This is a genomic window from Rhizobium sp. SYY.PMSO, assembly GCF_046840415.1.
Classification (GTDB): domain Bacteria; phylum Pseudomonadota; class Alphaproteobacteria; order Rhizobiales; family Rhizobiaceae; genus Rhizobium.
The window spans coordinates 265731-279066 of sequence record NZ_CP177350.1 but is presented as its reverse complement, the minus strand read 5'-3'; the positions used below and the strand labels follow the sequence as shown (position 1 = coordinate 279066).

The 13336-nt window shown below is 60.2% G+C and carries 10 protein-coding genes and 1 pseudogene; 3 read left to right on the top strand and 8 right to left on the bottom strand.

The features are described from left to right. Positions 1-134 precede the first annotated feature (134 nt). On the top strand, positions 135-905 hold the full coding sequence (locus ACJJVH_RS19610; RefSeq protein ID WP_412065843.1) for a helix-turn-helix domain-containing protein: 771 nt from the start codon (positions 135-137) through the stop codon (positions 903-905). A 51-nt stretch (positions 906-956) separates the two neighbouring features. Here the strand turns inward: ACJJVH_RS19610 and ACJJVH_RS19605 are convergent. Both ACJJVH_RS19605 and ACJJVH_RS19600 read right to left on the bottom strand, forming a co-directional pair. Beyond that, positions 957-1527, bottom strand: a pseudogene (locus tag ACJJVH_RS19605) (methyl-accepting chemotaxis protein); the annotation flags it as partial. A 193-nt stretch (positions 1528-1720) separates the two neighbouring features. Next, on the bottom strand, positions 1721-2359 hold the full coding sequence (locus tag ACJJVH_RS19600) for a glutathione S-transferase family protein (RefSeq protein ID WP_412065842.1): 639 nt from the start codon (positions 2357-2359) through the stop codon (positions 1721-1723). Between the two features lie 379 nt (positions 2360-2738). On the opposite strand from ACJJVH_RS19600, the gene ACJJVH_RS19595 reads away from it, so the two are divergent. After that, positions 2739-3584, top strand: coding sequence for a type IV toxin-antitoxin system AbiEi family antitoxin domain-containing protein (locus ACJJVH_RS19595; RefSeq protein WP_412066236.1), 846 nt, complete (start codon positions 2739-2741; stop codon positions 3582-3584). Next, on the top strand, positions 3574-4491 hold the full coding sequence (locus tag ACJJVH_RS19590) for a nucleotidyl transferase AbiEii/AbiGii toxin family protein (protein ID WP_412065841.1): 918 nt from the start codon (positions 3574-3576) through the stop codon (positions 4489-4491). Before ACJJVH_RS19595 ends, ACJJVH_RS19590 begins: the two co-directional genes overlap by 11 nt. A gap of 81 nt (positions 4492-4572) precedes the next feature. Here the strand turns inward: ACJJVH_RS19590 and ACJJVH_RS19585 are convergent, their stop codons facing one another. The 6 genes from ACJJVH_RS19585 to ACJJVH_RS19560 all read right to left on the bottom strand — a co-directional run bounded on the left by ACJJVH_RS19585 (position 4573) and on the right by ACJJVH_RS19560 (position 13271). Beyond that, complete coding sequence (locus ACJJVH_RS19585) at positions 4573-5955, bottom strand: hypothetical protein (protein ID WP_412065840.1); 1383 nt, start codon at positions 5953-5955, stop codon at positions 4573-4575. Between the two features lie 224 nt (positions 5956-6179). Continuing rightward, positions 6180-8945 (bottom strand): glycoside hydrolase family 2 protein, encoded by a 2766-nt coding sequence (locus tag ACJJVH_RS19580; protein WP_412065839.1) that lies wholly within the window; start codon positions 8943-8945, stop codon positions 6180-6182. Between the two features lie 107 nt (positions 8946-9052). After that, positions 9053-10384 (bottom strand): extracellular solute-binding protein, encoded by a 1332-nt coding sequence (locus tag ACJJVH_RS19575; RefSeq protein ID WP_412065838.1) that lies wholly within the window; start codon positions 10382-10384, stop codon positions 9053-9055. Between the two features lie 57 nt (positions 10385-10441). Continuing rightward, positions 10442-11290 carry a carbohydrate ABC transporter permease gene (locus ACJJVH_RS19570; RefSeq protein WP_412065837.1) on the bottom strand — a complete coding sequence of 283 codons (849 nt, stop codon included), beginning with the start codon at positions 11288-11290 and terminating at the stop codon, positions 10442-10444. Further along, positions 11287-12177, bottom strand: a complete 891-nt coding sequence (locus ACJJVH_RS19565) for a carbohydrate ABC transporter permease (protein ID WP_412065836.1) — start codon at positions 12175-12177, stop codon at positions 11287-11289. The genes ACJJVH_RS19570 and ACJJVH_RS19565 overlap by 4 nt, the downstream gene beginning before the upstream one ends. Further along, positions 12174-13271, bottom strand: a complete 1098-nt coding sequence (locus ACJJVH_RS19560) for an ABC transporter ATP-binding protein (RefSeq protein WP_412065835.1) — start codon at positions 13269-13271, stop codon at positions 12174-12176. The genes ACJJVH_RS19565 and ACJJVH_RS19560 overlap by 4 nt, the downstream gene beginning before the upstream one ends. Between the last annotated feature and the right edge of the window lie 65 nt (positions 13272-13336).

The following is a 13336-nucleotide window of genomic DNA, read 5'->3' as shown; positions in this document are numbered from 1 at the left end:
CTCGTCGATTGATTGTGTTGTTAGCATCGCGTTCTCCCTTGCACGTAGCCGTGCATCTCCGAGAACCGTTGTTGCAAATTCCCCTTAAGGGCGTCATGACTATTCCATATCGTTCCGCCTGATGGAATTTTGCCATGAGTGACCAGCCGGTTGAATCGGTGCTGAGGGCCTTCGAGATCCTGTGCGAATTGAACCGAAGGCGCGTCACGTCGGTCAAGGATCTTCATGCAGCAACCGGCCTTCCCAAGGCGACGCTGGTGCGGCTGCTGAAGACGCTCGGTCAAGCCGGCTATGTGACGAACGACAGGCGGCAGGGCGGCTATCAGGTCACGTCGAACGTCAAAGCATTAAGCTGCGGCTACCATCGCGATCCGTTGGTCGTTGAGGCCGCCCGCCCGTGGTCGATCGAGTTCACCCGGAAATATCAATGGCCCATCGCCGTTGCGACGCTGGAGGAGCGTACCGTTGCCGTGCGGTTCAGCACGATCGTTGACAGCCCGAACTCGCCCTTCCACGGGACGATCAATCTTCGTCTCGATCTTCTGACACGGGCGCTGGGGCGTGCCTACCTTGCTTTTTGCCCAGCTGTGGAGAGAGACATGCTGCTGGATCTCCTCGATATGCGTGACCCCGGCGAGCGGCAGAATGCGCTCGACATGCTCGGCCGTATCCGCAAAGCGGGGTTCTCCCTTCGCGATGCTATGATCGAACCCCGCTCTTCGAACACGATCGCCATGCCGGTTATGTCGGGTGAAAAGGTTCTCGCGACGGTCGGCGTCACTTATTTCAAGTCGGCCTATTCGATCGAGCAGGCCGTCGCGAAATTCCGAGGGCCGCTTCAAGACCTGTCACAGCGGATCGCGAGCGGCTGCCGCCAGCTACACGCCGACTTTGATTCGTTATAGGAATAGGCGCTTCGGAACAGCATCACTGAGCGCCCATTCGCTTGGTTTCGATCAGCTGGCCCGGCGCATCCGCTGGCCGACCTGATGCAGTTCGGAAACGCCGCCAAGATTGCCGACCCAGAAGCTACGGATCAGGTTGAGCAATTCGTCCGTATCGGTTGCCAGTGCTTCGGCAGAGGCGGTGGTCTCTTCAGCTATTGCCGCATTGTGCTGGGTGGCCGCGTCGAGCTGATTGAGCGACGAAGAGATCGACCGCAGCGTCGTATCCTGTTTGGAGGCCGAATGGGCGATCTTACCGCCGATGTCGCTGACCGCCTTCACCTGGCCAGAGATCCGCTTCAGCGCTTCGCCTGCCTCGCCGACGAGGCGAACGCTGTTCTGCGCCTGGCCGGACGAGCGGGAAATCTGGTCCTTGATCTCCTTTGCCGCGGCAGCCGAGCGCTGCGCCAGTTCGCGGACTTCCTGGGCGACGACCGCAAAGCCCTTGCCGCTTTCGCCGGCACGTGCGGCCTCGACGCCGGCATTCAGCGCCAGAAGGTTGGTCTGGGAGGCGATCTCGTCGATGACGCCGATGATCTTGGAGATCTCGCCGGACGAAATGCTCGATACCGCCCATCGCCTGGTAAGGCCAACGCGGATGAATTCGGTGAAACCGAAATGCGGTAGCGGTGGCGGGACGAAGATCCGCTTAACGGTGTGGAAGAAGCCATTATCGGTCCAGAGCGGTCGCTGACAGACAGTGTTTTCCAAATTCTGGCCGATTGCGATTTGCGACCATTGAATCCGTCTTAAATCTCAGACAGACCGTCTGGAAACTAAGAAAGTTTAGTTGCGGCCATGGAAGGCCGTGACGCCATGCGTGCCCACCATTCCTGTAGGTTTGCGTGGTGGCGGATGAGTTCCGCCCTCTCGGATGTCATAAGGAAATAGTCGAACATGGGAGCGGCGTACAAATCGGCTAGCGTTAGTTGCTCGCCAACGAACCACGGGGCATCTCTCATCAATTGAGACATCGCCGCCAAGCAGTTCCGGGCTTTTGGGAGCGCCGCGAAGAACTTGTCCTCGTCAGTGGGAACGCCTCTGCTAGGCTTCGATATCCGCTCCACGTAAACTCCCCACACCAGGTTAGGATACGCATAGTTGTCAGCAATGCTGATTAACTGATTGCATCTTGCACGTCGTACCGGGTCTACGGGCTGAAGTTGCGGGCCGTCGAAAGCCTCATCGATATATCGAGTGATTGCACTGGTCTCATAGAGACTAAACTCTTCATGCTCGAATGCAGGAATCCGTCCGAACGGGTGCTTCGCTAAATAGTCGGCTGGAGGTCCACCATCTGCAAAGATATCGAGCGGAACAAGTTGATGTTCGATGCCTTTCTCAATCAGGCACAGCCGAGCAATCCGGACGTAAACGCTGTGATCTGCTCCAAACAGGCGCGGTTGTGCTTTCATCTGCTCACCTTTGTGCAAGTGCGAATGCCCTTGATTCAAAGCGAGCCGCGTCCATGGTAGTTTATGGCATGGCACATCTTTCAGGAACAGACCGCGCACAACTGCTGCTTCTGCCGGAAGCGGTGGACGATTACATCGGCCTGGATAGTCCCGAACGCTTCGCCAGTTCGCCGATCTTCATGAACGCCCTTCTTTCGTCACGACGCATGGGAAGCTACGGGTTAGAGTGCACTCTAAGTCAAGGGGCGTCTTTTCGCTTTCGTGCGCCAGCCCCATTTCACTTTGAAAGCAGGCATTTCTGTCCACTGATAATGGACAAAAAGAGCGCAAGGTAAAGTCGTGGTTCCATCGGCTTTGAATTTGTGCAATAATGTCAAACATGAATGGACAATCTGAGGCAAAGCTAAAGCGGCTTATTCAAGAGGTCCCCCCGGGCTTCCTGGTTGATATGGGATGGATGAGCCGTCATGCCATCTCGCGACAGTCCGTCTCGGGATATCTCAAACAGGGCTGGCTCGAATCCGTTGCGAGCGGTGTGTACCGGCGCCCTTTTTCTTCAGACACCAATCCGGAAACCATCACAGGCTGGAAGATCCCACTGCTCTCGGCCGTCTGGCTCATGCAGCACAAGTTTCACGTTGGCGGAGCAAGCGCGCTCGCCCTGCGTGGGCACACCCACTACCTATCCCTCGGCGGCGACTTCACACTGTACCTCTATGGCTCGGATATCCCGACGTGGCTGCCGAAGCTGCGGACCGACGCGCGCGTCATGGTGCGGCGCAATGCCCTGTTCGGTGACGGCGCCATCGGCGTCGAGAACACCGACTTCAACCTCGCGAACGACGAGGATCTGGAGCTGGCGGTGAGCCCGTGGCGCTGGCCGATGCCGATGTCGTCGCCCGAACGCGCTATTCTCGAAATGCTCGACGAGCTTCCGAAAGGCGAGAGCTTCCATACCGTCGATGTGGCATTCGAGAGCCTCGCGAATCTACGTCCGCGCCTGCTGACGATGCTCCTCGCTCAGTGCAAAAGCGTGAAAACCAAGCGGCTTTTCTTCGCGTATGCCGACAAGCACAATCACGCGTGGCGCCGGCACATCGATATGTCGACCATCGATCTCGGCAAAGGCGACCGGGCACTGACGCCAGGTGGCCGGTTACACCCGACCTATCGGATCACCATCCCGAACGATCTCATGCCGAAGGAGACGCCGAATGGCGCGTGAGCAATATATGCGGCAGGTCGAGCTTCTGGTGCGTACGCTTCCCTATATTGCGCGGCATGAATCCTTCGCGCTGAAGGGCGGCACCGCAATCAACCTGTTCTACCGCGACATGCCACGCCTCTCGGTCGATATCGACCTCACCTATCTGCCGATCGAGGATCGCGAAACGACGTTGAAGGGTATCGACACCACCCTCGAGCGCATCCGCGAGGATCTGCAGCGGAACCTCCGCGGCGCCGCCGTCCAGAGTATCGCCGGAGGCGGCAACAATGATACCCGCCTGCTCGTCCGGCAGGGCGGGGCAGAGATCAAGATCGAAACCTCGCCGGTCGCGCGGGGAACCGTTCACGCGCCGGAACTGCGCCGGGTGAGCCCAGCCGTCGAGGATGCGTTCGGCTTTGCCGAGATGCAGGTCGTTTCGTTCGAGGATCTCTTCGGCGGGAAGCTACACGCGGCGGTGGACCGGCAGCATCCGCGCGACCTCTTCGACGTAAAACTGCTCTACGAAAACGAGGGGCTGACGGAGGCGCTCTTTCGCACCTTCCTGATTTACGTCGCAAGCTCCGGTCGACCGCCGCATGAGCTGGTGAGGCGTTCGCTTGCCGAAATCGACGAGGCTTTCGCAAAGGAGTTCGAGGGCATGACAGTCGATGCCGTCAGCTTGGACGCGTTGAAGGAAGTGAGAACGAAATTGACGGCCGACCTCCTCGTGCATCTCGATGACAAGGCCATGCGCTTTCTGCTGACGCTTCATGATGGCGAGCCGGATTTCGAGGCGATCGGGCTGCCGCAGGCTGCAGACCTTCCCGCGGTGCGCTGGAAATTGCTGAACCTGCAGAAGCTGAAGGAGCAGAATCCGGCGAAACACGCTGATCAGAGGCGAGAGATCGAAAAGATGCGGTCGTAGGTCGTCGCAGTTTCGTCGAAACATACACGCCGGCCGTTGCAACAGCGCTCCAAGGCTTGCAACGATCGGTCGGGCGCGCATTCAGCGGATTGGCGCGTCCAGGGCTTCCCAGTTGACGCTTTCCAGCTCCCGGCGCTGTGCTGCCTGGTCGACCTTGTTCGTGAACATGGGCGTAGCAACCCAGGACGACGGCACGCAGACGGTCGGTACATCGAGCACGTCGAACGGCTTCTCGCGCTTTCTGGCCGACGTACAGAGCCGCTCGAGCCCCGTCTGGATCTGCAGCGAGTAGTCCAACCCGACAGCACGTACGAGCGTCTTCGTGTTGTCACCGAAAAAACGCGTTACCGGATCGAACACTTCGCCCGGAGCGATATCGCGAAAATAGATGCGTAGACGCTCCCCATAGGTGGCATCGGTCGCGGGAGCGGATGGATAGTTGTTGAGCAGTTCGCTACGGGGAAACTGCGCGGTCCCATGACAGCTCATGCACGAGCTGATGAGGTTGTCCAACGGGCCGTTCAATCGGCCCTTCCAACCCATTTCGGGACGACCGTCCCAGCCATAGGTGACGCCCTCGAGTTCGGTGTTGATAACGCTCTCCTTCAGCGCATCGTTGGTCGCCGCATTTGCATCGTTGCCCCACATCAGGCCGACCGGTTTCAGTCGGCGCCATGGATCCGATGACGCCACATCCGAAGCGTAAACGAATGTTCCGAAAACCCAGCCGCTGGGTCCAGCTCTTGGATCACGAACCGCAATGTCGATCTGGAGGAGATGCAGCGGCTGAACGCGCTTCGTCGGGTCGGCGGCGTCACGGTTGATATCGGCTTGCCAGGTCGGTGCCCCTTTGAGGTATGGCACCTTCGTCTCAGACGCTCCGCTGAACAGCAATTTGAAAGAGACGGTCCCGACGGGAAACAGGACATTGCTCAGGTCTGGCTGACAGGGATCCTTGAAAACCTTCGCATAGGTTGTCGCGCCGAGCTCGTTGTAGAAGCCGATCGCCCAGGTGGGATCTCCACCTGCAACTCCATCGCCAAGCTGATTGGGCCGCGTCGGACGCTCGGAGGTCAGACCGTGCAGAAACTCCCGTCCGGAGTCTCCCCGGTCCATCCAAAGGCCGTGATACCAGTTGCGCTTGGTATTTTCGTGGATGCGGAAGGCGGTCGGGACGCCAGCCTCCGTACCGTCTTCATTGCCCTCGAAGGCATAGTCAAGGACGGCATTCATGTATCCGCGCCAGTCGGTCCTGAAGTCCTTGTTCGCCAGAAAGTCCGGCGGCAGCTCACTGGTCGTTTCCGGATAATCGAAGCGGCCCTTGAAGCCTTGGCTCTCCGCGTAACCCGGCGGAATTCCCTTGACCGGATTGTAGCTGGTGACCACGCAACGGGAATCCGCTGCGTTGGCGACGCCGAAACTCAAAGAGATACAGGCAAGTACGAGCGTGGATCGTCCAAACATTCTTCCCCCCGAAGAAGATCAACGAAAAAACGTACTCAAAAATGTGAGATATCTGGCAGGCGCAAGAATTTAAGAAACAATAAGTCTAAACGAGTTCGTTGTGAAGTTGCCGTAGGTATCGCTTCTACGGCAAATCTCGTCGGGATAATTCCAGCCTGCAAGAGCTGGAGCGCTACCACAGCAGTCGCCCGATTTTGGTCGGCGCGCCGGCTGTGGAGATGTCGTCAAGGAAGTTTGGCGAGCGCGAGCAGGCCATCATACAGCGCGGTTGCCACTGGATCCGCGTCGGGTACATCCTGGTCGAGACGGAACGTCGTCGCCACGAGCTTGCCCCGGCCGAGCCGCTTTTCGATGATGAAAGCTGCCGGCTTGTGCACCCAGCCAACGACGACGCCTGCATGTACGCGCCCCTGGAATTCCCAGGGGCGGAAGCCTGCCATGAGTTGTTCCGGCACGACGCCCGTGAACGACAGGTCGAACAGTGGACCACCGGGGATGTGGCTGAAAACTCCGTCCCGCCGCAGCCAGGAGAAGTTTCCGACCCAGTCCCCGCGCCAGATCGACTTATGCCGGTTGACCAGATTGTATCCGGGGAAGCTGAAGTAAGGCGCGGAAATCATGCCGCCGGCACCCGGGTCGATCTCGATCGATGTCGGTCCATCGCGCGGCGGGGTGTCGTCTCGCAGACGTCCGGGCTCTTTGGCGACGATCTGCAGTACGCGCTCGCCCGCATGGATCGCCTCGACCCGTTCGGCGTCGATATCGCCCGTGACGAAAACCTCCGCCTCGTCCCGCTCAACGCAGACGTGGCCGAGCGCGAGAAGACGCGTAGTGATCGCGTCGTCATCCGAAGCGAAGCGGATCGGTTGAAGTGCGCCGCGTCTGCGATAGACCGAGATCGTCTCAGTATTCTTTGACAGCTCGGTGCCATCCGGCGCGACAATCCGGAAGGCCGCCTCACGCCTTTCTGACGTCGGCGCGGCAGGCGCGGGAGCGGCGATGCGTGCCTGATGCACCTGCATCGGCGAAAGCGCCGGTAGTAACATCTCTCCGCTTTCCGCACCGAATTCCCAAACAAGGCGGCTTCCTTCCGGCGTCGCCCCTCCCCCGGTCGAAAACGCGACGTCGAACGTGACGGTCCTGCCCCCATAGACCGCATGGCGCTCGGCGCCGGGCGAAATGACGATATCGGAGTTGACGGCCGGCAGTGCCGCTGCAAAGGGGCGTGTATTTCGCGCCATGTCCATCAGGCCGTTGCCCTCCCAGTGCACGTCTGTGAGTTCGGTAATCACATAGCCGCCGATTGCTGCGTGGGAGCGAATGACCTCAAGCTCGTATTTGAGGTTCATATACTGATACCACTGCACCTGTTCGATGAACTGGCTGACGTTGCCGAACACTTGACCAAGGCCGAGTTCTCGGAAGCGCGCCTCGATGCCCTGCGGAAGCGCGGTGCCATCCGCCCATGTCGCGCCATACGCCATCCACCACGGGTCGCGGCCGCTTTCGCCGCGCAGCCGAGAAGGATCCGGTAGTCCCCAAACTCCGAATTCGGACAGGATCAGCGGCTCTTTCTTCGTCCAGGTCGCTTCCTTGTCGAACGAGAAGGTCCAATCGGCATTGTCGGCGAACTCCCGGCACAGCGTGTCCCATTCGACCTTGCGGTCCACGGCCGTGCGGTAGAAGTGGTAGTCGTTGATGTCGGTCTTGACGTGAAAATTCGGGAAGCAGGCTGAGTTGTCGACGACGAGACGCAAGGGATCCTCCGAACGCAGCCAGTCGACCATATCGGAAATCCACTGACGCTGTTCGGCGGCTTCGCGCAGCCTGGTGCCCCAATCCTCGTTGATCAGCGTCCAAATGACGATCGAGGGATGGTTGCGATCACGCGCGAGAATGCCCTCCATGGTTCTGCGCAGACGGACGGCGGATGCTGGCGTGAACGTCTCGATGTTGGGGATCTCGGTCCAGATCAGTATGCCGAGCCGGTCGGCGACCTCGTAGTAGCGCGGGTCCGGCACTTTGATATGGCAGCGCAGGCAATTGAGGCCCATCGCTTTCGCCTTTCGGACCTGATCCTCCAGCAATTCGAGCGAAGGTGCCGCGCCGAAACCATCGGGATAGTAGTCCTGATCGAGGGCGCCGCGTAGGTAGAATGGCTCGCCATTGAGATGCAGAAAGCCGTCCTTTGCTTCGAAACGCCGGAAACCGAAGCTGTCAGCACGGCTGTCGGCCTCGACTCCGTCGACCACGAGCGTGGCGCGAATTCGATAAAGGTTCGGCGCATCCGGCGACCAGGGCTGGACGCCATTGAGTTTGGTGGTGTGGTCTATGACGTCCCCGCTGACCGGAATGTCGCCGGCGAACATCAACGCTCCTGCGGCGTCCGAAATCTCGATGTGCAGAGCGCCTGATGTGCTTGCGGAAAAACCGGTACGCATCTCCAGCCGACCCTCGGGCCAGATCGGATCGAGGCGGAGGGACGAAATGTGATTGAAGGGCCGGGCTTCGAGCCGGACGGATTGCCAGATGCCGCCCTGCGGGCCGTACCAGCTCTGCTTGCCGTGCGGGATTTCGGCGAAATCTGCGTAGTCGCCGCGATGCGCGTCCGGCAGGACCGCGATGACATCCAGCACGTTATCCTCCTTCAGGAGGTCGGGCGGAATGACAAATTCGAATGGAAGGTAACCGCCCTCGTGGCGCCCGATCTCCATTCCGTTGATGGAAACGACGGCGAGATCGCTGACGGCGCCGAAGCAGATCGCAATTTCCTGCCTCGCCCATTCCAACGGCACGGCAAAGTTCCGGCGATAGGTGACGGAACCGAAGCTGACTGCGAGATCCTCGAAGCAGGCCTGCCAATGGGCGGGGACCCTCACTTGCCGCCAGTTGCGATCCGACTCATGACGGAACTGCCACGTTCCGTCGAGTGACAATGTCGCGCGAAGTGGCGTGTTGGTTTGGGCCTTCGTTTGCGAATAGGCATTCATCGGGTCTTCCTCGGGGTCGGGCTAGAACGGCGATAGATTCCGGGACACGCGTCTTGCGGCGCGTGTCCCGGCGGGAGGCCAGCCCCGCGAGAGGGCCGGTGAGAGTGTCAGTGATTGCGGCGCAGGACGCGCTCGACGCCGGACTGCATTGCCTCGAGCGCGGTTTGCGGATCGGAGCCGGTCAGCCATATGGCGTTGAGATCGGTGGTCATCGCATTGTAGATGCCGCGCTCATTCTGGATCTGCGGCAGCGACGTCGCGTGGTTGGCCGTCTCGGCAAATTCCGCACGGTGCGGCAGCGCCTTGAATTCCTCGGAATTCAGCACCGACTGACGCACCGAAAGGTGGCCCGTCCGCGACCATTGGAAATTGTTGTCGTTGAGGAACTTGATGAAGGCGAGCGCGGCTTCGGTCTTCTCCTTGCTGCGGTCGTCGTTTTTCGGCATCACCCACATATGGCTGTCAGCCCAGACGGCGGGCTTGGCGAAGAGCTGCGGCACGTTGGCGACGCGATAGTTCTTTAGCGCAACCTTGCCGCTCTTGGCCTGCGTGTCGTAGTTGTCGACGCCCCAGGTGCCGTTGATCAGGATGCCGGCCTCTCCGTTGAGGAACGCTTGCTCGGAGCCGGGATAGTCTAGAGCAGGATTGGCCAGGCCCTCCGAATAGATGGATGCGATCAGCTTGGCGGCGTTGAGGCCTTCCGGCGTGTTGATGCTGGCCGTCTTGCCGTCGGCGGAGATGACGTCGACGCCCTGCTGCCAGACGAGCGAATCGAAGATGCGCACCATGGTGCCTTCGGAGCTCTGCGATTCCACGGCGATATAGAACTTGCCGGTCGCAGCCTTGAACTTCTTGCCCTGCTCGATCAGCTCCTCGGGTGATTTGGGCAGGATCGGCGAGCCGTCGGCATTGACGAGGCCCGCCTGCTTCATCAGGTCCATGTTGATGTGGAAGAGCTCGGTGTGAAGGTCGTAAGGCAAGGCATAGAGCTCGCCCTTGGCGCTCGCGTTCTTCAGCGCGGCCGGGGCAAAATCCTTGGTATCGATGCCGAGATCGGCCATCGGCTTGGTGAGCGGCGTGAGAAGGTCGCGCGCGGCGAAGTTCGGCATCACCGACGCGTGCATCACGGCGACGTCGGGGATATTGCCGGTCGAATAGGTGGCGGTCAGCAGGTCATAATAGGCGTTCCAATCGACCGTCTGCGTGACGACCTTGGCGCCGATCTTGTTCTCGGCGTTGAATTTGTTGGTGAGCGCCGTGATGATGCCGCACTCGCCGTTGGCCTTGGATACGTCGGTGACGTTGCCGTACTCGGTGTTGCAGTCGCCGAAAAAGCGGAAGAACGAGATGTCGACGGCATGGGCTGCTCCTGCCCAGAACGTCGTCATAAGGGTCGTGGCAAGCGCCAGGCGTCGTAGCGTCGTCGTCTTGTGCATCATTTCCTCCTTGTCGATGCGTTGTGGAATTTCAGCCCGGCCGTGGCCGGGAGCAGGCGTCTACTTGCCGGCGCTCATGGCGACACCCGCCACGATGAAGCGCTGGAAGATCAGGAACAGAAGAACGATGGGCAGGCTGGCGAAGACGGCCGAGGCCATGACCGAGCCGAGCCCCTCGGTGAAGGCGAAATTGCCCTGGATCGAGGCAAGACCGATGGTGACCGTGTACATATCGGCCTTGGTCGCTGAGACAAGCGGCCAGAGGAAATCGTTCCAGGCAAAGATGAAGGTGAAGAGGCCAAGCGTCGTCAGCGCAGGAACCGAGAGCGGTAGCATGATCTTCAAGAAGATCGTCAGCCGTGAGGCATGGTCGATCGCCGCTGCTTCCTCCAGCTCCTTTGGAACGCTGCGGAAGAACTGCATCATCAGAAACACGCCGATCGGTACAGCGACGCGCGGCATGACGAGAGCAAAATGGGTGTTATGCAGTCCCCAGCCTGACACCATCGTGTGCAGCGGAATGAACACTGCCTGCTCGGGCACCATCAGGCCGGCGACGACAAGCATGAACAGCGTCTTCTTGAAGGGGAACTCGAGCCGCGCGAAGGCGTAGCCGGCCATCGAGGAGACGACCAGAACCATCAGCGTCATCGTAACCGAGACGATCAGGCTGTGCATGAGCCAACGCGGCACCGTGTCGAGCTTCAGAAGGCCGATGTAGTTGTCGAGCGTGAAGGGAATCGGCAGGAAACCGGCCGTCGAGCGCATCAGTTCGGCATTCGGCTTCAGCGACATGGCGACGACCCAGATCACTGGGACGAGCCATAGGATCGCGAAGGCAACGGTTGCGCCGAGGATGGCGAGATCGGTGGCGCGGCGCAGGCCGCGGGTGTGTGCGGTTGCCATCATTCGTCTCCCTTCCGGCCGAGCCAGAGCTGCAGCATGGTGAAGCCGAACATCAGAACGAAAAGGCCAAAGGACATCGCGGTGGCGTAGCCGACCTGCCAGTCGTGGAAGCTCGTTTCATAGATGTACTGGACGAGCGTACGCGTCCGGTTCGCCGGTCCTCCCTGCGTCATCAATTGCGCCTGGCCGAAGATCTGGAATTGGCCGACGATCTGCAGAACGAGCACCAGAAGCACGGTCTGGCGGATCGAGGGGAGCGTGATGCGCGTCAGCACGGTGAACCGGCTCGCATGATCGAGTTCAGCCGCCTCGTAGAGTTCGCCCGGGATCTGGCTGAGCGCCGCCAGGAACAGAGCCATCGGCAGGCCGACACCCCACCACAGAGTGGTGAGCGCGATCGACGGCATGGCGAGTGTCGGATGACCGAGGAAGTTGACCGGCTTCATGCCGATCAAGTGGAAGAGTGGCACCAACAGCCCGTTGTCGGCCGACAGCACCATCGACCAGATCAGGGTTACCACCGAGACGGAAAACACGCTCGACATGAAGAAGATCGAGCGCAGGACATCCTTCAGACGCCCCTGCCCGAACACAGCCAGCGCCAGCACAAGCGCCAGCAGTGTCATGGTCGGAACCGTCATCGCGACGAAGGTCAGGGTATTGCCGACGGTCTTCCAGAAGATGGTGTCGGTCCAGAGATCCTCATAGTTCCGGAAACCGATATACTCGCGGTAGCTGCCGGCAAGCTCCCAGTCGTGAAGGCTGATCCACAGCCCCTTGAAGAATGGATAGACCAGAAACGTCGCGTAGATGACAGCGAAGGGAGCGAGGAAGACATAGGCGGACAGCGCGTCACGCCTGCGGGCTTTGGCGAGGCTGTTGGCGCTCATGACGCTTCACCCGGAAAACGGGTGATCGAGCTTTGGTCGCCATCGAAGACATGGCGCGTGCCGGACCCGATTGCGAAACGAGCGACAGAGCCAATTGCGGGTGCAGCGCCGCCGCGCAGCTCCGACACGATCGACGTGCCGTCCGCGAGCGTCGCATAGACGAGCTGCAGCGAACCCAGCTGCTCCACCACATCGACGGTGCCGGTGAGTGAGCCTTCATCGGTCGGGGTGAGAATCTCCGGCCGCAGACCTAATGTCACCTTATCCCCGACCCTTGCCGAACCGACACGCACTTTCGCGCTCACGCGCGCGTCGCCCGGACAAGCGAGCGCGACATTCTCGCCGTCGAGCTCGGCGACGGTCGCGGGAACCAGATTGATGCGTGGCGCGCCGAGAAAGCCTGCGACGAAGGCATTGGTCGGGCGCTCGTATAGCTCGATCGGGGCACCGACCTGTTCGATCTGGCCGGCCCGCAACACGACGATGCGGTCGGCCATGGTCATGGCTTCCGTCTGGTCGTGGGTGACATAGATCATCGTTGCGCCGAGGCGATGGTGGAGCTTGGCGATCTCGGTGCGCATGGAGACGCGCAACGCCGCGTCGAGATTGGAGAGCGGCTCGTCGAACAGGAAGACATCCGGCTCACGCATGATGGCGCGGCCGATGGCAACACGCTGGCGCTGGCCGCCGGAAAGCTGCCTTGGCTTGCGGTCGAGATAGGGTTCGAGTTGCAGGATGGCGGATGCCTTGGCGATTCGGTCAGTGACTTCCGCCTTCGGCGTGCCGATGTTCTTCAGGCCGAAGGCCATGTTTTCGCGGGCGGTCATGTGCGGATAGAGCGCATAGTTCTGGAAGACCATGGCAACACCGCGGTCCCGGGCAGCCATATCGTTGACGCGGTTGCCGCCGATCAGAACATCACCTCCGGTAATGCCTTCGAAACCGGCGACCATGCGCAGCAGCGTCGATTTCCCGCACCCCGAAGGACCAACGAATACGACGAACTCGCCCTGATTGATGGACAGGGACACATCGCGGATGACCTTTATCGCACCGTAGTCCTTGGAAACGCCTGCGAGCGTCACTCCTGCCATATTCCCCTCCCAAGGCTATTAGTTATATATTACCAATTATAACTAAAAATATTACCTCGCAAGCC

Excerpts from the sequence above, each read along its gene's own strand:
- ACJJVH_RS19570 (WP_412065837.1), bottom strand. The coding sequence starts at position 11,290 with ATGATGGCAACCGCACACACCCGCGGCCTGCGCCGCGCCACCGATCTC.
- ACJJVH_RS19560 (WP_412065835.1), bottom strand. The coding sequence starts at position 13,271 with ATGGCAGGAGTGACGCTCGCAGGCGTTTCCAAGGACTACGGTGCGATA.
- ACJJVH_RS19580 (WP_412065839.1), bottom strand. The coding sequence starts at position 8,945 with ATGAATGCCTATTCGCAAACGAAGGCCCAAACCAACACGCCACTTCGC.
- ACJJVH_RS19600 (WP_412065842.1), bottom strand. The coding sequence starts at position 2,359 with ATGAAAGCACAACCGCGCCTGTTTGGAGCAGATCACAGCGTTTACGTC.
- ACJJVH_RS19585 (WP_412065840.1), bottom strand. The coding sequence starts at position 5,955 with ATGTTTGGACGATCCACGCTCGTACTTGCCTGTATCTCTTTGAGTTTC.
- ACJJVH_RS19565 (WP_412065836.1), bottom strand. The coding sequence starts at position 12,177 with ATGAGCGCCAACAGCCTCGCCAAAGCCCGCAGGCGTGACGCGCTGTCC.
- ACJJVH_RS19595 (WP_412066236.1), top strand. The coding sequence starts at position 2,739 with ATGAATGGACAATCTGAGGCAAAGCTAAAGCGGCTTATTCAAGAGGTC.
- ACJJVH_RS19575 (WP_412065838.1), bottom strand. The coding sequence starts at position 10,384 with ATGATGCACAAGACGACGACGCTACGACGCCTGGCGCTTGCCACGACC.
- ACJJVH_RS19590 (WP_412065841.1), top strand. The coding sequence starts at position 3,574 with ATGGCGCGTGAGCAATATATGCGGCAGGTCGAGCTTCTGGTGCGTACG.
- ACJJVH_RS19610 (WP_412065843.1), top strand. The coding sequence starts at position 135 with ATGAGTGACCAGCCGGTTGAATCGGTGCTGAGGGCCTTCGAGATCCTG.